This is a genomic window from Candidatus Magnetominusculus dajiuhuensis (genome assembly GCF_046044395.1).
Classification (GTDB): Bacteria; Nitrospirota; Thermodesulfovibrionia; order Thermodesulfovibrionales; family Magnetobacteriaceae; genus Magnetominusculus; species Magnetominusculus dajiuhuensis.
Map to the genome: position 1 here is coordinate 76,136 of NZ_JBJUSG010000001.1, position 25,414 is coordinate 101,549.

Annotated in this window: 20 protein-coding genes; 8 read left to right on the top strand and 12 right to left on the bottom strand. The window is 49.2% G+C overall.

What is annotated here, in order from left to right:
- Positions 1-19: 19 nt before the first annotated feature.
- Positions 20-1,159, top strand: coding sequence for a class I SAM-dependent methyltransferase (locus AB7D94_RS00365; RefSeq protein ID WP_420263650.1), 1,140 nt, complete (start codon positions 20-22; stop codon positions 1,157-1,159).
- On the opposite strand, the gene AB7D94_RS00370 is transcribed toward AB7D94_RS00365, so the two are convergent.
- The 9 genes from AB7D94_RS00370 to AB7D94_RS00410 all read right to left on the bottom strand — a co-directional run bounded on the left by AB7D94_RS00370 (position 1,134) and on the right by AB7D94_RS00410 (position 10,699).
- Positions 1,134-2,192: a glycosyltransferase family 2 protein gene (locus AB7D94_RS00370; RefSeq protein WP_420263669.1), complete on the bottom strand. Its 1,059-nt coding sequence runs from the start codon at positions 2,190-2,192 to the stop codon at positions 1,134-1,136. The two genes, AB7D94_RS00365 and AB7D94_RS00370, sit on opposite strands and share 26 nt — an antisense overlap.
- Positions 2,189-3,082 (bottom strand): SDR family oxidoreductase, encoded by an 894-nt coding sequence (locus tag AB7D94_RS00375; RefSeq protein ID WP_420263651.1) that lies wholly within the window; start codon positions 3,080-3,082, stop codon positions 2,189-2,191. The genes AB7D94_RS00370 and AB7D94_RS00375 overlap by 4 nt, the downstream gene beginning before the upstream one ends.
- A 2-nt stretch (positions 3,083-3,084) precedes the next feature.
- Positions 3,085-3,924 (bottom strand): class I SAM-dependent methyltransferase, encoded by an 840-nt coding sequence (locus tag AB7D94_RS00380; protein ID WP_420263652.1) that lies wholly within the window; start codon positions 3,922-3,924, stop codon positions 3,085-3,087.
- A 55-nt stretch (positions 3,925-3,979) separates the two neighbouring features.
- Positions 3,980-4,651, bottom strand: coding sequence for a class I SAM-dependent methyltransferase (locus AB7D94_RS00385; protein ID WP_420263653.1), 672 nt, complete (start codon positions 4,649-4,651; stop codon positions 3,980-3,982).
- A gap of 48 nt (positions 4,652-4,699) precedes the next feature.
- Positions 4,700-5,461, bottom strand: coding sequence for a TylF/MycF/NovP-related O-methyltransferase (locus tag AB7D94_RS00390; RefSeq protein WP_420263654.1), 762 nt, complete (start codon positions 5,459-5,461; stop codon positions 4,700-4,702).
- Entirely contained in the window at positions 5,458-6,495 is a 1,038-nt protein-coding gene (locus AB7D94_RS00395) for a radical SAM/SPASM domain-containing protein (RefSeq protein WP_420263655.1), read from the bottom strand. The genes AB7D94_RS00390 and AB7D94_RS00395 overlap by 4 nt, the downstream gene beginning before the upstream one ends.
- A 211-nt stretch (positions 6,496-6,706) precedes the next feature.
- A complete protein-coding gene (gene clpB, locus AB7D94_RS00400) occupies positions 6,707-9,322 on the bottom strand; it encodes an ATP-dependent chaperone ClpB (protein ID WP_420263656.1) in 2,616 nt (871 codons plus the stop codon).
- Positions 9,319-9,681 (bottom strand): MerR family transcriptional regulator, encoded by a 363-nt coding sequence (locus tag AB7D94_RS00405; RefSeq protein ID WP_420263657.1) that lies wholly within the window; start codon positions 9,679-9,681, stop codon positions 9,319-9,321. Before AB7D94_RS00405 ends, clpB begins: the two co-directional genes overlap by 4 nt.
- Positions 9,674-10,699 carry a DnaJ C-terminal domain-containing protein gene (locus tag AB7D94_RS00410; protein ID WP_420263658.1) on the bottom strand — a complete coding sequence of 342 codons (1,026 nt, stop codon included), beginning with the start codon at positions 10,697-10,699 and terminating at the stop codon, positions 9,674-9,676. Before AB7D94_RS00410 ends, AB7D94_RS00405 begins: the two co-directional genes overlap by 8 nt.
- 407 nt (positions 10,700-11,106) lie before the next feature.
- Here AB7D94_RS00410 and dsrA point away from each other — a divergent pair, with 407 nt between their 5' ends.
- From dsrA to AB7D94_RS00445, 7 genes are all read left to right on the top strand, one after another.
- A complete protein-coding gene (gene dsrA / locus AB7D94_RS00415) occupies positions 11,107-12,288 on the top strand; it encodes a dissimilatory-type sulfite reductase subunit alpha (protein WP_420263659.1) in 1,182 nt (393 codons plus the stop codon).
- Between the two features lie 77 nt (positions 12,289-12,365).
- Positions 12,366-13,442: a dissimilatory-type sulfite reductase subunit beta gene (dsrB, locus tag AB7D94_RS00420; protein ID WP_420263660.1), complete on the top strand. Its 1,077-nt coding sequence runs from the start codon at positions 12,366-12,368 to the stop codon at positions 13,440-13,442.
- A gap of 79 nt (positions 13,443-13,521) precedes the next feature.
- The gene (locus AB7D94_RS00425; protein ID WP_420263661.1) at positions 13,522-13,737 is read left to right on the top strand and encodes a hypothetical protein; all 216 of its coding nucleotides are present in this window, start codon (positions 13,522-13,524) and stop codon (positions 13,735-13,737) included.
- Positions 13,738-13,858: 121 nt separating this feature from the next.
- A complete protein-coding gene (locus tag AB7D94_RS00430) occupies positions 13,859-15,271 on the top strand; it encodes a cobyrinic acid a,c-diamide synthase CobB (RefSeq protein WP_420263662.1) in 1,413 nt (470 codons plus the stop codon).
- Positions 15,272-15,284: 13 nt separating this feature from the next.
- Positions 15,285-15,974, top strand: coding sequence for a DVU0298 family protein (locus tag AB7D94_RS00435; RefSeq protein ID WP_420263663.1), 690 nt, complete (start codon positions 15,285-15,287; stop codon positions 15,972-15,974).
- Entirely contained in the window at positions 15,967-17,238 is a 1,272-nt protein-coding gene (gene murA / locus AB7D94_RS00440; protein WP_420263664.1) for a UDP-N-acetylglucosamine 1-carboxyvinyltransferase, read from the top strand. The genes AB7D94_RS00435 and murA overlap by 8 nt, the downstream gene beginning before the upstream one ends.
- Positions 17,239-17,252: 14 nt before the next feature.
- Entirely contained in the window at positions 17,253-17,951 is a 699-nt protein-coding gene (locus AB7D94_RS00445) for a hypothetical protein (RefSeq protein ID WP_420263665.1), read from the top strand.
- Between the two features lie 198 nt (positions 17,952-18,149).
- Here AB7D94_RS00445 and AB7D94_RS00450 read toward each other — a convergent pair whose 3' ends face one another.
- Genes AB7D94_RS00450 through AB7D94_RS00460 form a run of 3 tightly spaced genes read right to left on the bottom strand, consistent with a single transcriptional unit; the run spans position 18,150 to position 25,201 of the window.
- Positions 18,150-21,866 (bottom strand): protein kinase domain-containing protein, encoded by a 3,717-nt coding sequence (locus tag AB7D94_RS00450; protein ID WP_420263666.1) that lies wholly within the window; start codon positions 21,864-21,866, stop codon positions 18,150-18,152.
- Between the two features lie 45 nt (positions 21,867-21,911).
- Entirely contained in the window at positions 21,912-23,714 is a 1,803-nt protein-coding gene (locus AB7D94_RS00455) for a Stp1/IreP family PP2C-type Ser/Thr phosphatase (RefSeq protein WP_420263667.1), read from the bottom strand.
- Positions 23,711-25,201 (bottom strand): protein kinase domain-containing protein, encoded by a 1,491-nt coding sequence (locus AB7D94_RS00460; RefSeq protein WP_420263668.1) that lies wholly within the window; start codon positions 25,199-25,201, stop codon positions 23,711-23,713. Before AB7D94_RS00460 ends, AB7D94_RS00455 begins: the two co-directional genes overlap by 4 nt.
- Positions 25,202-25,414: the final 213 nt, after the last annotated feature.

The window sequence follows — 25,414 nt, forward strand, 5'->3', positions numbered from 1 at the left end:
AAAACCCTATGGAGCCACCATGACATGTATTTTATGCGGGGCGGACAGCTTATCCGACATTCGATATTCTGATGGTATTGCGAGCATTACATCAGACTGCAAGCTGTGGCCTTATTCAGGCCGCTCTGCCCGATGCGGTACATGCGGGCATGTCCAAAAACCGCTCGGCGGCAGTTTGATAAGTGACATCAAAAAAATATATTCCAACTACGAACCATACTCTTTGAGCAACGGCGATGAGCATCTGATTTTCCATGAATCCTCAAACATAACCCGTTCTTACGAGCTGCTGTCAGGATTAAAGACAGCAATAAAGATACCCCAAGAGGGTAGATTAATTGATATTGGCTGTGGAAATGGCTCGTTTTTAAAGGCATTTGGTGATGCCTGCCCTAAGTGGGATTTATTTGGTTTTGAGCAAAGCAACCTGCGGGCAAAAGGAGTGCCCAACGTAAAAGAGATATACAGCGGCTCTATGGATATAATCGAAGGCACTTATGATATTGTCACAATGATACATGTATTAGAGCATGTCTTTGAGCCGGTGAGTTTTTTGAGAGGACTTCATACCCTTATAAACCCTGCGGGCGTCCTGTTTATCCAGTCCCCGTTTTTTAAGACAAATCCATTCGATTTGACTATCGTAGACCACTGTTCCCACTTTCAACCTGACACCCTGGCCTATGCCGTCAATGCCGCGGGATTCAGCACGACCCTGCAAGAGGACTGGATTGCAAAAGAGATAGGAATCGTAGCCGGTGAGGGCGGCGGTAACCGCACCCCTGCTATCAGCGCCGCTTCTACAACCTCCGCAGAGCAGTCTTATTTATGGCTGCATAAGGTTGCGGGCCACGCGAGGGAACTATCTGGCCAGGGCACATTTGGCATATTCGGCACAGCTATCGCCGGCACATGGTTGGCAAGTATGGCCATGCCTCAGGTAAGTTTTTTCACAGACGAAGACCCACACAAACAAGGCAAAGAACACCTTGGATTGCCTGTGTTTCATCCTCAGTCCGTACCCTACAAGGACGCCATCGTTTATCTGGCATTTCCCGCGGAAACTTCAATAGCAATATATAAAAGGTTATCGGTTTCCTATCCACGAATCAAATTTTGTCTGCCGCCGCCTTTTAACGCAGCAGACGCTTGTGTTTAATCTCATATAAGACATTGCTAATATAATTCCTTATGAACGTAACAATATTAAACTTATTTGAATACAGATAATGGATAATCACAAAGGCATATTTAATGTATAGAAACATATTAATAATAAAATAGAATAATCTTCCAACGGGTGATTTATTGAGTTGACTATATTTTACAAGCATTGATTTTCTAAGGGAATAAATATTTTGGAAATATATATCATAATAAACATTCTTTCCATAGGCGTCTAAAATAGCCGCCGGTATAATGTCTGAGTATGAGCGCTGCATTATGTGCAACATTTTAGCGGCCTCTTCTCTCATTAATTCAGAGTTTAACTGATATTTTGCTGACAGGCTTTCGCTTCTGTATCTGACGCAAACAAACGGCTCCGGAATAAAGCACACCCCATGTTTGGCAATCATTAAAAATCCGAGTAGTACGTCATTATAATAATGTAACTCTTTAGAGAACCCCCCGCACTCAAGCATATTAAGCCTTTTAAAAATAAAAGTATTTCCGTTGAGCATTCCACAGCCGGCCTGGGTCATAATCGCCAGCATTTCCTCCGGTGGAATAAAGCCCGTTTTGGTAGTCATTCCCGGTGAATACTGTATTTCTATCCTGCGTCCTTTCACATTTATCGCATAGGCAAATGCCGCGAACAGCCCTGTCTCTGGATATGTTGTCAGCAACCGCGTGGCCTTTTCAAAAAAACCGGGAAGGATATAATTGTCAGAGGGCGCGGCATACAAATAATCTCCGGTGGTAATGTCAAGCATTCTATTAAATGTATCAAGCGGGCCAAGATTAGTCTCGTTTCTGATGAACTTGATTACGGGATGTCGTTGCGCATAAGCCTCAATAATTTCCACGCTATTGTCAGTTGAGGCGTCGTCACAAATAATAAACTCATCGGGAGGGCGGGATTGGTTCAATATGGATTCGATGGCCTCTGCGATATACCTGGCACAGTTATAATTTGGCATTAAAACTGACAATGTCAGTTTTTTTCCTGGTGCTTGCAGCTCTGATTTCATTTTTTCCAATTCCCTCCAACTATCCCAATACTTTCTGATATATCGGTAAAATGATAATTCGTCAGCCTTGCTAAAATCCCCGTTAATCTATCGTTTCTCATACTCGTATCTTTAGGCCGTTTTACCCGAAACACCATGTCATCCAGAGAGATTTTATCTACATGAACCTTGTCAATACCCATTTTTTCAGCCAGAGCCTTTGCAATGTCATAGCGCGAAACCCTTTTTGAGGGACACAGATTTACGGTCCTCGTAATGCCGTTTCCCTGCAAAATAGCCGTTACCGCTATCACGTCGTCAATAAAGGTGGGGCAAAACACCTGATCATAGGCCGCTTTTACAGTCTTGCCCTGCGCTAAACACGACGCCATTTCATCTATCATAGTTGCATCTCCCTTTACATGGGAATATACCTTGCTCAGCCTGATAATGAGATGATTACCATTTGTAATTTCCCCAATTTTCGATTCCACCTCCGCCTTTTGCCTGCCGTACTCAGTGTTGGGGCATAGGGGGGCGTCATCCTTATAGTTACCGGCATTGCCGCCAAAGACATAGTCGGACGAGGTAAATACCGGTTTTATTCCTTCATCAGCCAACTGCCTTATTAGTTGAAGCGTCCCTGTTACGTTGACTTTTGTTGAAAGACCCTTTTCCTGTTCACATCTGTCTATGTTTGGTATTGCGGCCAGAATTAATGCCTCTTTGTAGTGATTTTCAGAAAGCCTGAGTGCCCTGATATCGGGGTTTAATAAATCCAGTTCAGCGCGGGTAGTGCCGATAAGATCGCTGTGAGTCTGCCGGTAAGCATTGAGAAAATGCTTGCCAATAAATCCACCGGCCCCGATGATTACGGTTTTTGGTACTAAATGCCGGAGAGTCATCACCATTATCAGAGTCTCTTGCAGGCATACATACAGGTAATTTTTTTGCACAGTTGAAGAGTTTTGAATGCGAAGTTTTCCGGCAAAATAGTATATAAAGCCGATAGAAAAGATTCAATTCCCCGATTCGTTATGAAGTGTTTGGGATTAACATTCTGCACTGGAAAAACGACATCGTTATGGGCAGCGTTTTTCCTTGCTGTAAAAAATATCATTGTTGGATTACCAAAATGCTGAGGCAATTTCGCCGGTGATGTAAAGTCAAAATAACAGCTTTTAGTTTTCGAATGACTTATATGTATTTTTGCTTCGATATCAGTGAAATCGTTTGCATTATAAAAATCAAACAATAACGAAGGAGAAATCTGGTAATATCCATGTTCAAGGTATCCTGATATTGGAAGGTGATGTATTACTATTCCACCGGCTTTCAGCAATCTCACAGTATTTGATAATACTTCCGTTATATTAAAACAATGTTCAGCCGTTCCTCCATCATAAACCATATCATAGCGACAATGCAGGGTTTGCTCTATGGGTTTGTTAAGATTCAAAACATGCGTTGGATTTTCCCGGGCTGACACATCAATACTGTCTACTACGTCAAATCCTAACATGTTAAATAAAACGCTTTGATGAATAGTCTTCCCAAAATGTGTTATATTGTCCATGATAATAGAATCTTTGTCTATATCTCTGTATTTATATCCTTCCATGGACAATATTTTTCTTACATCGCTATATTGCCCCTCTACGCCCTGAACTCCATATGTAACGCACATCCCGGACAAGTGTCTATCCTTCATTGTTCTTGCTATAAGCCGCATTGTTGATACGCTGATTCCCATTTCCCTTTATCCTCAATTTTTATATCTTTTGGCCATATCCACGTATCCTCAATTTTTATATCTTCTTACCGCATCCAACGACAAATAAATAGTGGCACATGGGATAAAACCCCGTATGGACGACCTCGTCGTTCATGCCAAAGACAAAGGCATTCCAGAAATATTTACGCACAAGCGCGGTTAATCTTTGCGCGCTATAGAGATTGATATGTCCTATTTTACTGTTTTCCGACGCGTATGGCGAGGCTGTGATGTTAGGAGTGCCAATCACCGTAAAGCCATGCGGCTGCAGATTAGAACAGATTGTCGCCATAAGTTCGTCTTCACGGTCTTCATTTATATGCTCAATAACATCAAGACTTACTACGGCGTCAAAATTTCCATAGAATTTACCGATAAAATCGTCACACATAAACTCAATACCGGCCTTCTTTATATGCTCATTTGCATATGAAATCGAGCGCTCATCAAAATCAACCGCTGTTATTTCGTGGCCGTCTTCGGCAATGAGAACCGTTGACAGCCCCTCGCCGCATCCTAATTCAAGGACTTTCATAGGCCCATCATTACACAGTAATCTCGTTATGAACTTGTAACGCGAAAGGGTGAATAGCAGGTGCCTGGGGGTTGAGCGCACTATATATGAATTCAAATCACCCAAAACCAGCGGCTCCGCCTTTGTCTGTCCAACATGCCGCCTAACGTCATCCCACGCCTCTTTACTCATCTCATGCCTGCCTTACCCATCAGAAACTCCTTGCATACCGGCTTGCTGTCATGGTTTTACAATATAGCCGGCCGGGGCGTTTGTCCACGCAAATGTCCTTATTTTTATATCAGGTTTGTCCGCAAAATATTCGTCTACGGCCTTCGTCTCACCCGGCCAATCGCTGATTGAGTATTCGTCAAAAAGCATTACCCCTCCTCTGGAAAGTAATGGCCACAGGTGGTGCAGCGCGGTTTTAGTTGGCATATACAAGTCGCAATCGAAGTGTATAAGCGAAAAGCGCACACCCGGGTTTTCGCCGATGAACTTCGCAACCGTCTCCCCGATATTGCCTTTGATCAACTTAACCCTATGTTTCCATGGGATGAACCTGTCCTGGTCGAAAATGTCTATGGCGTTGACAAGCTCATCAAAGTAATTCTCTGCAGAGAATCCGCCTGTGTGTTTTTGCAATGCCTCTATTCTTTCTCCATCTTCAGGGTCAAGCCTCTCAAATCCCGTCCAATTGTCAAAACCATACACAGTCTTAGTGCGGTTGCCTATACAATATGCCTCAAGCAGGTTTGCCCACGTCATAAGCCCCGCGCCTCTGAACACGCCAAGCTCTGCTATATCACCGGGGACGTCCAGAGTCAGTTTAAATAAATCAGTGTGGGCGAGGAATCTCTTAAGCCACTGGCGCCTTGCAAGCACCGCAAATAACTTTACCGCATCCAATGGCTTTATATTGTATTTACTGCAATGGGCTGCAAGCATATCCTCAATGTCTGAATCAGCGCCTGTCTTTTTAAATCCATCGAAATCTCTCATCTGCTCCCTCCCATGGTACCAACGCCCCCTCCCGTGATACCAAAAAATTCATACGCGTCAAGTGGTTTTGTTGCGTTGACATAGGGCAGAACGAACTGGCCGATAAAGTCTTTGTTTTCGCCGCACAGACAATTTCGAATTTTGCCATTAAACCACATTGTCCCCATCAGGGCGTTACGCATATCCGCAAAACTCTTACCCTCCTTATCCCCAATATTACCAAGTGTAAACTGTAAGAAATTACACGGCAGCACTTCCCCGTTAGCGGTGATAGCCATAAACTCTGTTACCGCGGGGCAGTGGTCATCTGCACCTGAGAAGATGTCTCTGTTGAGCATTTTTTGCCCACTGGGAAGCCTTGGGCAATTTATCTGCAATTGCTTGATATAACCGGAATCATCGGGGGTTAAGAGGACATCAGTTTTCCCATCCCATTTTCCCACCGGCTCGGCAATCTGCACATCAATCCTAATACGTTTAGATTTGGCAAATTCATATGCCATCCTAAATCCCTCAGAATATAACGAGGCATGGGTTACAACCACGGAGATTGAGGCCAGCAAACCCGCGGTAAGGACATTATCTATGGCCTCAACGACCCGCTTGAAACTTCCCGCAGCGCGGTTTGCGTCATGTTCCGCTTCTATACCGGAGTCCATGCTGAATGACAACTTATCAACCTTCAAGCCCTTGAGCCACAGTATCTTGTCCCTTGTCATGTTCCATCCATTTGACACAACATTTATATATGTCTCATCAGGGTAACAGTTATTGATTATATGTTCAAGCCTTGCTGGGTCCAAAATAGGCTCGCCACCTTGCAATATATAGTGATAGACACCCATATCATACAATTCCATCTGTGTTTTTTCTAACTCGGCCAGACCTACGACGGATGTCCTGTTAAATGTTTCGGCATAGCAGTGGGGACAGCTCATGTTACATCGCGGGGTTACATCAAGCGCTACTGTTCTTAATGAGCCGGGTTTGTGAAGTTCCTGCCGCTTGCGGAGCTTTGGTTTCTCTGAATACAAGCCGTTAATCCCCCGATCTCATACGATTTCTCTGCATTCCATGTGTCAATCGTATAGTAAATCGCAGCCAATTGTCAATATACACGCAGTGTTGCCGGGTGGAGTTCTGGAAGCCGCCAACGGGCGGCAGCCCAAATTCAACAGACAAAGCGTGGGCGAGATTACGGGGTGAAGGGGAGTTACTCCCCTTCGTCTTTAATCCGTAGTTGTTTTACTCTATCTCCGCCACTTCCACTGTTGAAAAAACCATCTTGCCGTACTCGTAGTCCACTTGTACTGTATCGCCCTCGTTTACCGACTTTTCGATTATCTTTAACGCTAACGGGTTTAGTATCTCTGTTTGGAGCGCCCTTTTTAATGGCCTTGCGCCGTATACAGGGTCGTAACCGGCGTCAGCTATGGCGTCCTTTGCCCTGTCTGACAGCAGGATGTCTATGCGCTTGTCCTTCAGGTATCTCCTCATCCTGTAGAGCTGAATATCCACGATGCGTTTTATCAGCTCCTTAGTCAGCGGATTGAAGATTATAATCTCATCCACCCTGTTGAGGAACTCCGGCCTGAAAAAAGATCTTAATTCTTCCAATACCTCCTTCTTAACACCGCTATTATTTGTGAGATTGCCGTCTCGCAGGTGTTCCTGGATGTATGAGCTGCCCAGGTTGGACGTCATAATGACGACTGTGTTTCTAAAGTCAACAGTCCTGCCGTGGCCGTCTGTGAGCCTGCCGTCGTCAAGGAGCTGCAACAGCACGTTAAAGATTTCGGGGTGGGCCTTTTCGATTTCATCAAACAGGACAACACTATAGGGACGCCTTCGTATAGCCTCTGTAAGCTGGCCGCCCTCGTCGTAGCCGACATAGCCGGGGGGTGCGCCAATGAGGCGCGATACCGTGTGTTTTTCCTGATACTCGGACATGTCAATGCGCCTTAGGGCATTCTCATCATCAAAAAGAAACTCAGCCAGGGCCTTAGCCAGCTCAGTCTTCCCTACTCCGGTAGGTCCTAGAAAAATAAATGACCCAATAGGGCGGTTCGGGTCCTGAATGCCGGCCCTTGCCCTTCGTACCGCGTTGGATACCATTTGTACGGCTTCGGGCTGGCCGACCACCCTGAGACGGAGCCTGTCCTCCATGTGGAGGAGTTTTTCCACCTCTGTCTCAAGCATCCTGAGCATGGGAATGCCTGTCCATCGTGACACTACCCACGCGATGTCATCTTCAGTTACGGTGTCGGTGAGCATCTTGCTATTGGTGTGCCACGCCTCCAGACGGCGGGTTTGCTCTTCCTGCGCCTTGGAAAGCTCTATGATGCGGCCATATTTCAGCTCTGCCGCGCGGGCAAGGTTACCCTGTCGCTCGGCGGCGTCGGCCTCTGTCTTAGCGTCCTCAATTTCCTCTTTTATCTTTCTGATTGCGGAGAGGATTTCCTTCTCTCCCATCCAACGGGAGCGCAATTGGTCTCGCTGGTCAATAAGGCCAACAACTGTTTTATTGATCTTTTCCAGTTGCAGGGCCGACTCCTTCGTGTCTTCCTTGCGCATAGCCTGGCGTTCGATTTCAAGCTGCCGTACGCGCCTTTCCAGTTCGTCAAGCTCAGCGGGCATACTGTCCATCTCCATGCGGAGTTTTGAGGCCGCCTCGTCTATTAAATCAATGGCCTTGTCGGGCAGGAACCTGTCCGATATGTAACGGTTTGACAAGACAGCGGCGGCTATGAGGGCGGAGTCCCTGAATTTAACCCCGTGGTGAATCTCATAGCGTTCTTTCAGCCCCCGCAGGATGGATATAGTGTCCTGCACGGTAGGCTCCTTTATATAAACCGGTTGAAAACGCCTTTCAAGGGCGGCGTCCTTCTCTATATATTTCCTGTACTCGTCAAGCGTGGTAGCCCCAACACATCGCAGCTCTCCGCGGGCAAGCGCGGGTTTAAGCATATTTGAGGCATCCATAGAACCCTCCGCGGCCCCTGCGCCGACAAGCGTATGCAGCTCGTCTATAAACAAGATTACCTTCCCCGATGCACTCTCCACCTCCTTGATTACCGCCTTTAGCCTGTCCTCAAACTCCCCCCTGTACTTGGCCCCGGCAATGAGCGCCCCAATGTCCAGCGCCACGACAATCTTGTCTTTCAGGGTCTCAGGGACATCACCTGCCACGATGCGCCCGGCAAGCCCCTCCGCAATAGCGGTCTTGCCCACGCCGGGGTCGCCTATTATCACAGGGTTGTTCTTTGTCCTACGGGCAAGCACCTGTATCACCCTTCGAATCTCCTCGTCTCTGCCTATGACGGGGTCGAGCTTTCCTCTGGCAGAAAGCAGGGTAAGGTCACGGCCATATTTCTTGAGGGCCTGGTACTTATCTTCGGGGTTTTCGTCTGTTACGCGCTGCGTACCTCTGAATTCCATCATAGCGGCGAGCAATGTATCTCTGTCAACGCCGTGGCGCCTGAGCAGTTCAGCCGCCCCGCCGCCTTTGAGAATCAGCCCTAAGAGCAGGTGTTCGACGCTGACATACTCGTCACTCATATGCTTTGCCTGAGCTGTGGCCTCGTCAAATACATCCTTCAGCTTTGTGGACATGTATAGGTGTCCGATGGGCTGCGCCCCCGAAACCTGTGGAAACTTGCCCACGGCGGCCTCGGCCTCGGCCTTTAACCTTTCAACATTAGCGCCTGCCTTTGTAAGAATCTGAGAGGGAGTTCCCTCCTTATCCGCTGTCAGGGCAAGGAGCAGATGCTCAGGCTGTAGCTCCTGATTGCCCCTGGCGGTGGCGATTGACTGGGCGTCTCTGAGGGCCTCGCGGCTTTTTATAGTGAGATTGTCCATCATCTGTTTTCACCTTCACCTTTAAATATTCGTTGCAGTCTGCCCTGGAAATACCTCTTTGTGTCTTCCTCAAGGTAGTCCAGGATACCCTCCATTTCCTTTTGCATGGCGTCAATGCGGCCACGCATGTCCATGATTATCTCAAGCCCGGCCTTGTTCACGCCCAGTTTTCTGGTAAGGTCAACAATAAACTTCAACTGCTTTATGTCCTGGTCTGAGTACTTGCGCTGGTTATTTTGTCGCGTTGGAGTGATAAATCCCTCGCGCTCATAGAGCCTCAGTGTCTGGGGATGGAGGTCAAACATCTCCGCCACTACGCTGATTACATAAAGCGGCCGACTGCTATTGTCCTTCTCATCCATTGCGTCCCCCTTTAAGCAGGTCTTCTCTGACATTTTCTTTATATAAGCCGCTTAGGCTTTCTATCAGCTCTCTCTGCTTTTGAGTCAGTTTCGTCGGGACGGCAACCAGCACCTCAACATATAAATCGCCGAAGCCGGTACCCTTAGGAAGCGGCATTCCCTTGCCTTTGAGCGAGAATATCCTGCCGCTTTGGGTACCCTCAGGAAGGGTCATCAAAGCGGTGCCGCCAAGTGTGGGAACCTCTATCTTTCCCCCTAAGGCGGCCTCTATAAACGTTACCGGCACGTCAACATACAAATCGTCATCCTTTCTCTTAAATATTGGGTGAGGCTTCACGAGTATCTCTATGACCACATCCCCTGCTACACCGCTTCCCATGGTGCCCTTGCCCTTTAGCCTAACCTTGCTGCCAGTGGCAACGCCCGGCGGGATTTTCACTTTCATCGAATCGGTGGTGGCGACTGTTCCCGCACCGTTGCACGCATAGCAAGCCCTTGCGCCCTTTACGCCTGTCCCCGCGCAGTTTACACAGGTTGCCTCGCGCTCTATGGCCATTGGCTTAGTCACGCCCGTGTATGCCTCGTCAAGTGTCAGCGTCATCGCGGCGGTCACGTCGTCACCTCTGCTGGGCATTGGGGCCTCCGGCCTGGCGTTGAACCTGAACATATCCGAGAATATGTCTCCGAAATCGAAATTCGCAGTGTACTTTTTGCCGTCGAAACCCTTCGCCTGCCTGCTGTTTGCGAAGGCACCGTTGTTGAAATACTCAAAGCCGTTGTTAGCGCCAAAGGGATTGCGGGCGGCGGCGTCGTATTCTTTACGTTTTTTCTCGTCGCCTAAGATGTCATATGCCTCGTTGATTTCCCTTGACTTGACCTCACATTCCTTGCTTCCGGGGTTGAGGTCGGGATGGCATTTGCGCGCCAGCTTCCTGAACGCCTTTTTTATCTCATCATGGGTGGCGGTCTTGCTCACGCCGAGAGTTGCATAGTGGTCTTTAGTACCTGGAGCAGACATAATATCAGCCTCACACGGATATATTAAGCCGCCAAGGGCGGTCGGCGAATAATCGCCATTAAACAACTGTAACACTTTACAACGTCTTTGTCAAGATATATTTATCAGACCTTATCAACTATTATTACAAGCCGCCTTACAATTATTGCGGCTGCCGCATGATACCGTGTGAGGAGAAAATATTATTTTCCTGTTGCGGCTGGATTGACGGCGGCGAAATGTGATATTATCGTTTGAAAACAATAAGATTGGGACATGCGGTGGGGAGCTAATAAAAAAAATTTATTACTTGATAACTTTTTTTTATTTGACGATTAGCAGGAATATTTAATATGCTTTTGGTACTTAAAAGAAAGGGGTTTTATCGTTTGAATCTCTCAATATAAAATCTTTAAGGAGGTTAGTCTATGAGTAAGAAGTATGATACGCCGCTGTTGGACGAGTTGGAAAAGGGTGCGTTTCCAAGCTTTGTCAAAGAGATTAAGCGGGCTGCAACGCATTCGGACATGGCCAACGACCTGCTCGGCCACACAGAGTTATGTTACAAGGAAAGGGTAACACACTGGAAACACGGCGGCATAGTCGGCGTCAGGGGATACGGCGGTGGTGTTATTGGAAGGTATTCCGATATACCGGATAAGTTTCCTGGTGTAGCGCATTTCCACACAGTCAGACTGAACAGCCCATCTGGCTTCTATTACAACGCGTCTGCTCTGAAAGAGTTATGCGATTTATGGGACAAGTATGGAAGCGGCCTGACCAATGTACACGGTTCAACGGGCGACCTCGTGTTTTTGGGGACGAGGACAGAGAATTTAGAGCCATTTTTCGCTGAAACATCATCAAGGGGATGGGACCTTGGCGGTTCTGGTTCCGCGTTGAGAACACCTAGCTGTTGTCTGGGCAAGTCCAGGTGTGAATGGGCAAACATAGACACGATGGCGATAACCAACGACATAACCCAGCACTACCAGGATGAGATGCACAGGCCGGCGTTCCCGTACAAGTTCAAATTCAAAGTGGCCGGTTGTCCGGTTGACTGTATTGCCTCCATAGCGAGGGCGGACATGTCTATAATCGGCACATGGAAGGGCGACATCCGGATTAATCAGGATGAGGTGCTGAAGTATTCCAAGACGATGGACATAAAGGCTGAGATTATTGACATGTGCCCCACAGGGTGTATGCAGTTTGACGGCAAGGCAATGAAGATAGACAATTCCAACTGTAACAGGTGTATGCACTGCATAGCGAAGATGACGAAGGCCCTAAGGCCTGGCACGGAGCAAGGCGCGACACTGTTGTTAGGCAGCAAGGCCCCTATTGTGACGGGCGCTCTGATGTCGTGGGTAATAGTACCATTTATAAAGATGGAGCCACCGTATGAGGAGTTCTACGACCTTATTGACAAGATTTGGGAATGGTGGGACGAGCACGGTAAGAACCGCGAGAGAATCGGCGAACTGATAGAGAGGTTGTCGTTCCCCAGATTCTTAAAAGATGTAGGCCTTGAGCCGTCTCCTGCGATGGTCAAAGAGCCAAGGAGAGATCCATTTTTCTTCTGGGCGGAAGAGGATATCGAAAGATAGTTTTTTTCCCTGCGGAGTTTTGCGGGTAGTAGAGATAGATTTACATGAAACATTACTAAACGAAGGAGGAATTTATAATGTCAGAGTTACCACAGAGACAGACCGACATAGGTCCGCCGCATTACAGCAAGTTTTTACACCCCGTGATTGCCAAAAATTATGGCAAATGGAAGTATCACGAGGTGCTGACCCCTGGGACTATGGTACACGTTTCCGAGTCGGGAGAGAAGATCTATACGGTCAGGATAGCCTCGCCGAGGCTTTTGTCAACCGACACGATAAGGGAGTATTGTGAGATAGCCGAGAAACACTGCGGCGGCCATTTACGCTTCACGTCGAGGAATAATGTCGAGTTTTTCGCTGACGAGGAAAGCAAGGTTGCCCCGCTGGTAAAGGCCCTGGAGGCCAAAGGGTTTTTGTTAGGCGGAATCGGCCCGAGAATCAGTAATGTCGTCCACACGCAGGGCTGGGTTCACTGCCATTCGGCGGCGACCGACGCGTCAGGACTTGTGAAGGCGATAATGGACGACTGCAGCGAGTATTTTACAACCAAAGAGCTGCCAAACAAGGTGAGGATAGCCGTTGCGTGTTGTGTTAACATGTGCGGAGCGGTTCACTGTTCTGACATAGCCCTTGTCGGAGTCCACAAGACCCCGCCGAGGATTGACGATGTGAACGTGAAAAACGCCTGTGAGGTTCCATCAACGATAGCGTCGTGTCCGACAAGCGCGATAAGCCCCAATCCAGCAACCAAGAGCGTGAAGATAAAGCTTGAAAAGTGCATGTACTGCGGCAACTGTTACTCGGTATGCCCGGCGATGCCTATCTCCGATGCTAAAAACGACGGAATCGCGATAGTCGTTGGCGGCAAGGTTTCTAATCTCAGGTCAAACCCGACATTCTCGAAGCTCGTTGTTCCCTGGATACCAAATAATCCACCTAGGTGGCCGCAGGTTACCGACGCCATAAAGGTAATTCTGAAGGCCTACATAGCCGGCGCGAAGAAGCATGAGAGAGTTGGTGAGTGGATTGAGAGAATCGGCTGGGAGGGTTTCTTCAGAGAGACCGGATTTGAATTCAAGTATCAGCATATAGACGACTTTACCTTTGCCCGCGAGACGTTTAGAATGGCGGCAACGTTTAAGTGGACGTAGAAACATAGTGGGAAGGGGGAGATTTTAACCTCTCCCCCTTTTTTACTTGTACCCGACAAATCTTGTATAGAGGTGCTATATGGAAAAAGAGGAAGTAAAGAAGATAATATACGATTTGGTTGAAGCCTCAACCGGCAAGAAAAAACTGAAGCAGTCCGATATTTTAAAGAAAGTCTCTGCCGACCATGGCATAGAGAAAGACGAAGTGAAGGCTGCCCTTAGGGACCTGGTTGATGCCGGAACGTTGATATTTACCTATTTTGGTGGAAGTTTTATAGAAATCCCTCCCAAATAAGGCAGGAAGAAAAGCGTAGGGGCGAGGAGTCATTCGCCCCGTCACTTTTTACCTTACGGCTGTGCGCTACCCCGACCTCCCCCCTCCCCTCAAAAAAAAGAATAATAGACGATATGAGACCATGATAAAACCCAAACGTATATTAGACAAGCCCAGAGTGGTTATTGCGGGGCTAAGGGGCGGTGCAGGCAAGACGACCCTTTCGTTGGGGCTTTTGCGGTTGTGGAAAAATAAAGGCCGCCACGTCATACCGTTTAAAAAAGGTCCGGACTACATAGACGCCGCGTGGCTTTCAGGGGCCGCAAAGACACACTGCTATAATCTTGATTCATACATAATTGACGAGGGGAAGCTGGTCAATTCCCTTATCAGCCATTGCGCTGACTCCGACGGGGTATTGATAGAGGGAAACAGGGGATTATTTGACGGTGTTGACGCTAAGGGCACGTTCAGTACGGCGGCGCTTGCGCGCCTGTGTGCATCGCCTGTAATATTGGTTGTGGATTGTGTTAAGACGGCGGCCACGGTGGGAGTTATAGTAAAGGGTATTGTGGAATTCTCACGGGAACTTATGATAAAGGGTGTTGTGTTAAATTATATCTCCAATGAGAGGCATGAAAAGGTCATCAGAGAGGCCGTAGAGACCTATGCGGGGGTGGCTGTCGTTGGGGTGCTGAAAAGAAGCGATACGCCTTTTCAGCAGGAGCGGCATATGGGCCTGATGAGCCGTGATGAGACCGGCGAAGTTGATGCCGTGCTGCAGCGGATGGCCGCGGCCGTTGGCAGCTCAGTGGACGAAGGGCAAATCTGGCAAATTGCCAATAGCGCCCCGCCCTTAGAGTATGACGTCCCTGAATCAGAGGACGCATTATCTGCGTGGACATGCCCCTCAACCGTTAAGATCGGAGTTGTACGGGACAGCGCGTTTCAGTTTTATTATCCTGAGAACATTGAGGCATTAGAGACACTTGGTGCTGAAATTGTGCAACTCAGCGCCCTTGGCAGCGATATGCCGGAGGAGCTTGACGCCCTCTATATCGGCGGTGGATTTCCAGAGACACACGCGTTGTGCCTGTCTGAGAATAAGCGGTTTTCGGACAAACTAAGGGAGTTGATAGAGGGTGGCCTGCCGGTATATGCGGAGTGCGGGGGGCTGATGTTCCTTGGCAGGGGTATTTTCTATAATGAGCGCTATTACCCGATGGTGGGCATATTCCCTGTTGATTTTGTTATGCACGAAAAACCGCAGGCACATGGTTATACCATAGTGGAGACGGTAGGGGAAGGCCCTTATTTCCCAAAAAATGTTATACTCAGGGGGCATGAATTTCACTACTCCAGGGCGGTGAACCTTGAAATGGAAAAACTGAGTTTTAGGTTTAAGATGAAACGCGGCAGGGGAATTATAGACGGCAGAGACGGTTTATCGTATAAGCGGGTGTTTGCCACATATACGCATTTACACGCCCTGGGGTCTGCCCTGTGGGCGGAGGGCCTTGTGAGGGCTGCCGCCGATTATAAAGACAGCCGGTAAGGGGGATTTTTTTATGGCAGAGCAATTTTTGAAGAAGCTAAAAAAATCTGATTCTAATCTAAGCAAGGTAAAAAGGCAGACAAAGGACTGGCTGCGTGGTATGGCCTACGACGAGGTAATCAAGGGCATCAAAAGAGACAAGAGATACCTCAGCGCCTTATTATCATTATCATATGACAAGACATCGGAAATATCGTGGCGGGCAATCCACCTCGCTGGCAAGGCAATCGGACAAATAGCGGTTGACGACTTTGCAGGGGCAAGGGGCCAGATTCAGCGCCTCATCTGGAACGCTACTGACGAATCCGGCACGATACCGTGGACTGTCCCTGAGATAATGGGTGAGGCTATAAGAGAAAACCCCAGGCCGTTTGAGGATATAGTGCCGATTATCGTAGGTTACTCACACTCTGAGACTGAAGATAATATATTTCTGGCGGGCGTGCTATATGCCCTTGGCAGGATAGGGGAGGTACACCCGCAGTATATCAGCGACCATGCAAAAGTTGTAGTAAAAGAGGGTCATTCCCATAGGGACCCTGAGGTTGTGGCAAATGCCATAATAGCGGCAAAGAGGCTTAATATGCCGGGAATTCAACGTCCGCCCCTGCCGCAAACAGAGGACAAGGTACAGGTTTATTATAATGATAAACTAATGACAATAACCATAGGAGAACTGGAACTGTTGGTGAAAAATGGATAGACTAATAATTACAGGGGGCAAGCGGCTTTCTGGAGAGGTGCAGATAAGCGGGGCAAAAAATGCCGCCCTGCCGCTGATGGCATCTACGATACTGTGTAAGGGAGAGACGGTGCTGTCTAACATACCAAAATTGAAAGACATTATGACAATGTCTGAGGTGCTGGCAAACATGGGCGCGGGTATAAGCGTTGTTGAGGGTAACTGCCTGCGAATAAACACCGATTCGCTCATCAACAGAGAGGCCCCGTATGAGTTGGTCAAGACGATGAGGGCCTCGGTGCTGACGCTTGGGCCGATGGTAGCGCGTTTTGGATGCGCGAAGGTATCACTGCCGGGGGGCTGCGCAATTGGGGCGCGCCCGATTAATCTTCACCTTATGGGACTTGAGAAGATGGGGGCGAAGATAACCCTGTCGCAGGGCTATGTAGTGGCAAAGGCGAAGAGGCTCAAAGGCGCTACAATCTACTGCGATATATCCACAGTAACCGGCACAGAGAATTTAATGATGGCCGCGGCGCTGGCAAAGGGCAGGACAATAATAGAAAATGCCGCCAGAGAACCAGAGGTTGAGGACCTTGCCAATTCGCTCATCAAAATGGGGGCAAAGATTTCTGGAGCTGGCTCAACCGTTATCGAAATCGAAGGCGTTGATGAGCTGCGCCCCATTAACTATACAATCATCCCCGACAGAATCGAAACCGGCACATTTATAACAATAGCCGGCATCACAGGCAGCAATATTTTAATAAAGAACTCACGCTACGACCACATAGCGGCCATAGCAGAGAAACTCAGAGAAACCGGAATAATTATAACAGAAGAGGGAGACGCCCTGAGGGTAATCGGCCCTCCAATTGGCACACTCCAACCGGCAGACGTCAGGACAATGCCGTTTCCCGGCTTCCCGACAGACATGCAGGCACAGTTTATCGCCCTTACATCTATGGCCTCAGGCACGAGTATCGTAAGAGAGACGATATTTGAAAACAGATACATGCACGTAGCCGAACTAAAACGCATGGGGGCAAACATAGAAATAGAGGACAACATAGCCACAGTACGCGGCGTACAAAGGCTGCTTGGCGCCCCCGTAATGGCCACTGATTTACGGGCAAGCGCATCGTTGGTCGTAGCGGCCCTTGCCGCTGAGGGTGAGACAATTATAGACAGGATATACCATCTGGACAGGGGCTACGAGAAAATAGAGGACAAAATCTCTAATCTCGGCGGCGATATACGGCGCGTCAAGGGCGGCAGGACATAGTAACTAATACCGTCATGCCCGAATTAAAGGACAAGTTGGAATTAAAAGACATCGTCCTTTTAGGGCGTACGTTTGACGAGTATTTCAGGGCGTTTAATCTTCAGGACATTGACCTGAAAAACGCGAAAATCCTTGACGCCGCATCAGGAGTGAGTTCTTTCTGCGCCGAGGCCGCCTTGCAGGGGTTTAATGTTACCGGTTCGGACAGGATATATTCACTTTCGGCCCCCACAATAGAATCGCGATGCGCGCAAGACCTTGAATTGGTAATGGCGCAAATGCCGGGCGTGTCGCATCTCTACAATTGGGAATATTTTAAAGATGTCGAATCGTTAAAAGCGGCGAGGCAACGGGCGTACAAGCTGTTCGTGGGGGATTTTCAAAGGCAGGGCCACCGCCGCTACATTACCTGTGAATATCCCCATACAGACTTTTCCAACAATCAATTTAGCATAACGCTTATCAGCCATTTCCTGTTTCTCTACGATGGCCGTCTTGATTACGAATTTCACAGAGAGACGATAAAAGAGTGCATGAGGATAACCTCCAAAGAGATTCGAATCTTCCCGATTGTAAATCTGGAAGGCGAACAATCCCCTTACGTAGAGAAAATACTGAACGATGAGGCCTTTTTCGATTGCACGAAAGATATACAAGCAGTGGATTATAATTTTATAAGGAATGGAAACAGGGTGCTCGTAATTTCTGTCTGATTTCAGGGTATCTGTTTGTATTGCGCAATCGAAGGCGCACCATGCTGTGTCGCACCTGACACTTTTGCGCTCCTTTGCCCGCTGAGTTTTCTTTTTCCTATCGCCCGTACTTGTCCAGCCGTCGCTGAAAAAGGCGAAAGTGTTTGGACGTAAGAGTGAGAAGTTGGTTGAATCATCAGGGGAGCATCAGAGGCTTACTCATCTTTTACCGGCGAGCCTCAATAGCTCCTTGCGGATGAACTTTGAGTCCGCCCTGCCGTAGCCGGCACACCCCAGCACATATATGAGTTTTTCTAAATCTCCCTCCGACCAATCTGTCGTGGAGCCGCGCCTCGTAAGCGTACCCTGCACGTATGGGGTATGGGCGGCAAGGAATTTTTCAAGTATCGCGGTGGCACCCTCATCCCACTGCTGCTCGTTTCTGACGATCAGGTCCCAGTCCAGCACCCAGACCTTGATTGTGCTGTCGTCGTAGGCGGAGATTGCGTAGCGCCCGTCCATGCTTATTGAGACCGCGTTTACGCCCACTACGTGTCCCTTAAATATCCTCAGGCACTGCCCTGTTTCGGTGCTCCAAATCCTGAATGTACTGTCGAAACTCCCCGAAATAACATGCTGTGCGTCCGCGGTAAACGCCACTGAGGTTACCCGCGCCGTATGCCCTTCAAGGTTCATAATGTTGCGTCCCGAGGCAATGTCCCATATTTTTGCGGTCTTATCGTCGCTTCCCGATACGGCATAGCGACCGTTTAAACTTATCGCTACGGAATTAACAGGGGCGCTATGGCCGCTAAAAGTACCTAAAAGGCCAAGGAACTCCACAGTGGTCATCTCACATTGTTTTATTACACAGTCCTCGCCCGCCGACAGCAGCATCCTGTTATCCAGGCTCAGCGCTACCGCAAGGACAGGGGCAGAGTGTTCCTTAAATGTTTTCAGACAACTGCCTGAGAACAAATCCCACACCTTGACGGTCTTGTCGTCGCTTCCCGACACGGCAAGTTTGCCATCCGGCGTAATACAAACGGCATTGACCCTTGCTTCGTGTCCTTTGAGTGTCTTAAGCAGACGCCCCTTTGCGGTCTCCCACAAACGAACTGTCTTGTCGAGGCCGCCCGATAGGGCATAACTGCCGTCAGCGCTCAGACAGACAGATTTTACCCCTTCAAAGTGCCCCTTGAAGGCCAACGCGGGGCTACTCTGCCGGACTTCCCGTATCCTAAGCGTCTTATCCATGCTGCCGGACAGGATAAAGCGGTTGGCATCGTCAATGCAGACAGAGGTCACAGCGCTGTCGTGCCCCTTAAAAGTAAAGGCCTCCCATCCTCCGGCGAGGTTCTTGTGCGGAAACACACTGTAGAGCCGCGTCCACATGTCAATTGCCTCAACTGTCCTGCTATAGCCCTTTTGAGAGCGTGCCTTTCTGATGTGCCCGGCTGCCTTGACATAATCCAGTGAAGCCAGCGATTGCCTGGCAAGGGAGAGTTCACTGCTGTATGCCGCCATCGCCGAAAAGGCAGTTTCGCTCTTTAACACCAGAGACAGCATCATCGGGGCGCGGTAACTCTCTTTTTCACTCTGAAGATCCCAGAACATGCACTCGTTGCCCATGCCGTTTGAGGCGAAGTACTTGCCGTTTACTGACATATGGACGAAACTTGCCGGTGTCTGATGCCCCTCAAAGGTGCGCAGACAGCGCTTAGAGGATAAATCCCACAATCGGACTGTCTTGTCCTGCCCCCCGGAGAGGGCATATCGTGAATTCCAGCTCAAAACCACGGACAGTACCGGCTCGGCGTGCCCGTATAAGGCCTTTTGATACTGCCGGTTGCGAAAATCCCATAGCCTTAACGTATTGTCCGCACAGGCGGCAATAAAATAATTCCCGTCTTTGCTGAGACAACTCGAATTGATTGGACTGTTCTGTTCCTTAAACACATGCAGACATTTCAGCGACTGGACATTCCATATCCTCGCTGTGCCGTCAAGGCTGCCCGATATCACGTGCTGCCCGTCGTTGGTAACTGCCACAGATGTAACAGCGCCCCTGTGCCCGGCAAAGGAACGCAGATAGTTGCCGGAGTTTATATCCCATAGTTTTATCGTCTCATCGGCGCTCCCTGATATGGGATATTTGCCGTCAGGGCTGAGGTATACCGAGGTTACATCACCCGCGTGCCCCCTGAAATGATAGAGCGTACTGCCAGTGGATATATTCCACACACGTACGGTTTTGTCGTCACTGCCGGATATGGCATATCTGGCGTCGCTGGTGATGCTGACCGCTAAGACGCCCCCAGTGTGTCCAGACAACGTTTTCACGCACTGGCCGGTTGCCGTATCCCATAACCTGAGCTTTTTGTCCATACTGCCCGTGAGGGCAATGCGTCCATCGTGGCTTAGACTCACTGATGTTACAGTGGCCATGTGGCCTGTGAAAGTCCTCAACAGCCTTCTTGAGGCGGGGAGTTCATCCCGTGCTGTGGCCAGTGCGGCAGCCGCCTCTTCTATATTGCCGTATGTGGCGATAATGTTCTCAAGGTAGTTTATGGCCGATATGCAGTCGCTCCTCTCTAAGTGCACAAGGGCAAGCAGGTACTGCGGCGTCCAGTCGTCGCTGTGTGAACGTTGTACCTCTTCGAGTTCTCTGATGAGTATATCATCGGTTATTTTAGCGTTTCTCCAGTTTATTAGGCCAAGGTTATAAGAGGACTGCGGGTGGTGTGGCTGGATTGTTATGGCCTCCTGCCAGAGCTTTTCCGCCTCCTCGTCTCTGCCTAAATCAAGGAGTGAGACCGCCCTGTTGTTAAGGCTGTCGGCGGTTGCGCTGTTTGACTGAGGCATCAGCCTTGGATACGGAGCTGAGGTTATTTCCTGATATATCCCGATTAAAGTCTCTGCGATTACCTGCATACTATCAGGGCGTTGCGATGGATTAAGGTTAAGACAGCTCTGCAATAGCCCGGAAATCTGCGGAGGTATAGGGGGAAGGAAGGCGTGGGGATTTTCGGCCTGGTTGTCAATATGGTAGGCCAGCGCCTCGGCGGCGACCGTGCCGGATGGCCAGGTCACCTCACCCGTAAACATTGCCAGTATTGACACAGCCCACGACCATACGTCTGTCTTCAATGACAGAGCGCCCCTGTTGGCCTGTTCAGGGGAACAAAAGGCCGGGGTCATGCCGGATTGGACAGGGTTGCTCTTTTCACCGTCCTCTTCCACCATCCTGCCATTGTAGTCTGAGACGACCTTGGCGAGTCCAAAGTCCGTCACCTTTGCGGTTCCCTCTGAGGTAATCATTATGTTTGCCGGTTTGATGTCTCTGTGGATAAGGCCTTTTTCGTGCGCATACTGAAGGCCCCATGCAATTTGAATAGAAACATCTATGATTTTTTCAAGCTCAGTTAATTTCCCATCGTGTATCCAGTCGTTTAAATTTCCCCCGTTGACGTACTCGGCAAAGACTCGTGGAATGCCATCAAGCTCCCTGACATAGTAGCAGCTTACAATGTGCGGATGCAGGCCGAGGTTTACCCATGTCTCAGCCTCCGCCTGAAAGCCCTTTGAGCCGCCAGAGCGCGCAAGCTCTGAGGGCTTTGGGCTTTTCACGGCAAGGTCAACATTCCAGCCCCTGTGGCGTACCTTGTACACCTTGCCCATACCACCTTCGCCCAAAAATCCCGTAATCTCGTAAAGATTAAGTATTACTTCCCCGATGCTCCAGTCGCGGGAGCCGCGCTTGTCAATTAAGACACCGCCGGTGGATCCACCGGAGGAGTAGTCAGCGGGCGGCTCTTTGAACTTTTCGATGCGAAACGTCTTGCCGCACTTCCTGCACTTTGCCGGTTTCCCGATAAACGAGTCAGATACGTTATATTTAGCCCCGCAATTGGAACACGCCGTAAGTATCATCATCACTCCCTAACATGAAACCTTTGCCTGATTAAATGGCGGAATAATTTACATTGTTTTATCATTAACTGGGGCATACCAATAATATATGGCCTCCGTCTCATCTAATCCCTTCAGGTGGTACGAACCTATGGGCATGGCCTTTATTTTCAGGTCAGGACTTAACGTATTCCAAAAGCTCTCTGTCATAAGAATAAGTTCACGGCGGTTTGTGTTTATGAGGAATGAGTTTACTTTCTCCTCTTTGTGGCGCAGGTCCTCCACAGAGAACACTGCGTGCGCGTTTCTGCCGGTTCGCTCTCCTTCCTGAGTAAGGCGCACCGGACCCCAGTGAAGGGCGATGCTTATCTGAACAGGGATTCTTATGTAGCGCTGTATACCGGGCGAGAGTTTTAAAGCCGCGCTGATAGCACTATCCGCCGACCCGAATGTGGCGAAGAAACCGTCTCCCGTGCATTTCAAAAATGGATGTTTTTCGTTCTGAAGCACCTTGTCGAGCATTTGTCCGAGGGCGGAGATGACCTTCACGAGGACAGTGTCGCCCTGTCTGACAATCTTCGTTGAGCCTACGATGTCCACTACGAGCAGGGCCTCCGTACGTTCTTCAAAAAACTCACTCGGAGGGATTAAAATACTCCCCTCTGAGGCATATGCCTCATCAAACAGGCCCTCGGCCTGAGTCCCTGACTCCGACGGGATTACCCCCAGACGCGTCCTCCCTATGGCAATCCATGACGGCACTGGCAGCGGTTGTACGCCTTTGAAACGATGCCCGTTGAGATATGTCCCGTTTCTGCTGTCTGTATCCTCTATAACCAATGAATTTTCAACAACCTTAATTATACAGTGTTTACGGGAGACAGTCTTATCCCATTTTAAGGCAAGGTCGTTATCTGAGCTTCTTCCAATGGAAAAAGACGGGTGCTTGACGGGCATACAAAAATTAGATGGCTGCTTGTCTAAATCAACGACAAACGCGTAGGGTTGCCGGTCTACGGTGTGGGCGGCCAGAGTGCTGCCACTGTACTGTGCCGCACTGCCCCCGGTAAACTCTACGGTCTCCATAGAGCTGAAATCGTCTTCACTGGCACGGCCTTTAGAGGGCGGGGTGGTGCACTCAACTAACACTACGGTTATGTTATCTATACCACCGGCACCGTTGGCAGCGGCCACCAGCTCATTGCAGGCCGTTTGAAGATTGCGGTGTTTGTTCAGAATTGCCACTATGGCACTGTCGTCAACCATGCCGGTAAGGCCGTCGCTGCACAACAGGAATTTATCGCCCGGAAGGGTTTTTGTCACCTTGATGTCTGGCATTACATCGCCCGACATGCCGATACATCGGGTTATTTTCCCTCTGGCGGGGTGTTTTGCCGCCTGTGAAGGGGTAATCTCCCCTGAGTCTATTAGTACCTGCACTACGGAGTGGTCTACGGTCAACTGGGAGAAACTGCCGTTTCTGAGCAGGTACACGCGGCTGTCGCCCATGTGGGCGATGAGCGCCAAATCGTCTTTTATAATGGCCAGCACTACGGTTGCACCCATGCCCGACAGCCCGGCCTTCGACTTGCTAAGCGAACGAACCTGTTCGTTTAACTCCGTAAAGGCAAGCGTAAGCCCCTCTTCGGCCTGAGGCGATTGGAGGTTGCCGATGTTTTTGAGATTCCTCTGAAGAAGGGCGGGAAGGATGTCCACTACCATCTTTGACGCCATATCCCCCGCCGCGTGCCCTCCCATGCCGTCTGACACGATATACAGCCCGTATTCACTGTCAACCGTCCAACTGTCTTCATTTCTTTTTCTTACATGTCCTTTGTCTGACAGCCCGGCAAAGATGGTCGCCTTATTCATAGCGCCTCTTCCAGGGCACGCTTAAATGCCGCGGCAGTCTTAAACGTTATTTCAGGCCGGTCAACTAAGGCCATGTCTATGACGCCAGCCAGCTTTTCAGGAATCGCCGGGTTCCTCTTTTGAATCGGAACGCAAGAGGTTTGAAGCACTATATACCATGGGTCCTTTCCCTTTGGGAAGTCCCTTGGGAAACGTCCGGTTAAGAGAAAATAATATGTCGCCGCCATTGCCCACACGTCCGCCTCTGGCTTTGAGTACTTGAAGTTGATAACCTGCTGTCTTGCCATAAACACGGGAGTGCCGGCGGCGGAGCCCGTCCGCGTATAGCCGCTCAGGCCGGCGGCGTCAAAGGCCTTGCCAAGCCCGAAGTCGGCAATCTTGGCAACACGCCCTTGTGGAGTATCGGTATAAAATATATTCGACGGCTTAATATCCCTGTGGACAAGGCCGTTTATTGTAATTATGCGGCCATCTGTGAGTTTGATGTTTGGGATTTCAATGTTATGGGCGTATATCAACCCATCAAGCGCCTGCAATATGATGCGCGTGGCCTCGTCAACCGACAGCTTCCCGCCCTGCCGCGCCATTATCTTATCCACACTTCCACCCTCGCAGTACTCCAGCGTAAAGTAAAACGTGCCCTGAGAGTTTCCATAGTCAAGCAGTCCTACCACGTTGGGATGTTTCAGGTGTTTGGTGTTTTCCACTTCCCGTAGGAACATCTCCCTTGCGCGGTCATTTACGGCGGCGCTTGAGAGCATGACCTTCAGGGCTACTTTAAGCCCCGTGCCAGCCTGCTCAGCTAAATACACGGCACCCATGCCGCCCTTGCCAAGCTCACTGATTATCTTATATCCTTTTATGCTTACAGTGTCGTCTTCCTCTTCTTGTTTTATTAATTGCAGGGGATTTTCAACACAAGCGGCACACAATATACTACTGTCGTCCAGGTCAGCGGAGAATTCTCTGCCGCAGTTGGTGCAGCGTTTTGCCTCCGCCCCGTCGTCTTTCTTAACCGCGGCGGCGGTTTCTTTGCCCTTACACTCTGCGCATACATACGAACCATCCCGGGGTAAAGTATCCCCGGCGTCTGCCTCTTTCAAACAAACTGAACACGTCAAAGGAACAAAGACAGAGACACGAAACACTGTCATGCCAAGCCTTATAGTGTCGCCGTCTTTGAGATCATACTCAGGGAATTTCGCCTTTAGCGCCTCTTTATGTGCTATATTTCTATCACGCTGCCCTATTTTCTTACCGTTTACGAATGTGCCATTGAGGCTTCCAAAGTCACGAACCCTCATGCCCGGCGGGTTTATGTCAAGCAGACAATGGTGGCGGGATATTGTGCTGTGGTCTTTGTCATCAGGAAGGCGCGGGTAACAGTCAACGCCACGCCCGACGATGCACGTGGTACGTTCTGTAAAAATATACTCCTTCCCCTTTAACGACCCATCTGTGACCTTAAGAACTATTTTAGCTGGCAAGGCTCAATAACCTCAGTCATATCTCCGCCATACCGAACGCACCCTGCGCCGGACACATCATGCACACCCTAAATGGCCGCTTTTTCAGTTACCACTATAACAGAGCGATTTAAATATTGTCAATGCCGCGAATCAGGGCAAACGCATTAGAAATTGCCCCCCTTATTTTTGTCATTCCGGCTTGTCCGGAATCGTGCGCCTGTGAGTGTGCAT

Bases quoted from the DNA above. Each gene is read 5' to 3' on its own strand.
- AB7D94_RS00365 (WP_420263650.1), top strand. From the start codon at position 20: ATGACATGTATTTTATGCGGGGCGGACAGCTTATCCGACATTCGATAT.
- AB7D94_RS00370 (WP_420263669.1), bottom strand. From the start codon at position 2,192: ATGAAATCAGAGCTGCAAGCACCAGGAAAAAAACTGACATTGTCAGTT.
- AB7D94_RS00375 (WP_420263651.1), bottom strand. From the start codon at position 3,082: ATGGTGATGACTCTCCGGCATTTAGTACCAAAAACCGTAATCATCGGG.
- AB7D94_RS00380 (WP_420263652.1), bottom strand. From the start codon at position 3,924: ATGGGAATCAGCGTATCAACAATGCGGCTTATAGCAAGAACAATGAAG.
- AB7D94_RS00385 (WP_420263653.1), bottom strand. From the start codon at position 4,651: ATGAGTAAAGAGGCGTGGGATGACGTTAGGCGGCATGTTGGACAGACA.
- AB7D94_RS00390 (WP_420263654.1), bottom strand. From the start codon at position 5,461: ATGAGAGATTTCGATGGATTTAAAAAGACAGGCGCTGATTCAGACATT.
- clpB (WP_420263656.1), bottom strand. From the start codon at position 9,322: ATGATGGACAATCTCACTATAAAAAGCCGCGAGGCCCTCAGAGACGCC.
- AB7D94_RS00405 (WP_420263657.1), bottom strand. From the start codon at position 9,681: ATGGATGAGAAGGACAATAGCAGTCGGCCGCTTTATGTAATCAGCGTA.
- AB7D94_RS00410 (WP_420263658.1), bottom strand. From the start codon at position 10,699: ATGTCTGCTCCAGGTACTAAAGACCACTATGCAACTCTCGGCGTGAGC.
- dsrA (WP_420263659.1), top strand. From the start codon at position 11,107: ATGAGTAAGAAGTATGATACGCCGCTGTTGGACGAGTTGGAAAAGGGT.
- dsrB (WP_420263660.1), top strand. From the start codon at position 12,366: ATGTCAGAGTTACCACAGAGACAGACCGACATAGGTCCGCCGCATTAC.
- AB7D94_RS00425 (WP_420263661.1), top strand. From the start codon at position 13,522: ATGGAAAAAGAGGAAGTAAAGAAGATAATATACGATTTGGTTGAAGCC.
- AB7D94_RS00430 (WP_420263662.1), top strand. From the start codon at position 13,859: ATGATAAAACCCAAACGTATATTAGACAAGCCCAGAGTGGTTATTGCG.
- AB7D94_RS00435 (WP_420263663.1), top strand. From the start codon at position 15,285: ATGGCAGAGCAATTTTTGAAGAAGCTAAAAAAATCTGATTCTAATCTA.
- murA (WP_420263664.1), top strand. From the start codon at position 15,967: ATGGATAGACTAATAATTACAGGGGGCAAGCGGCTTTCTGGAGAGGTG.
- AB7D94_RS00445 (WP_420263665.1), top strand. From the start codon at position 17,253: ATGCCCGAATTAAAGGACAAGTTGGAATTAAAAGACATCGTCCTTTTA.
- AB7D94_RS00450 (WP_420263666.1), bottom strand. From the start codon at position 21,866: ATGATGATACTTACGGCGTGTTCCAATTGCGGGGCTAAATATAACGTA.
- AB7D94_RS00455 (WP_420263667.1), bottom strand. From the start codon at position 23,714: ATGAATAAGGCGACCATCTTTGCCGGGCTGTCAGACAAAGGACATGTA.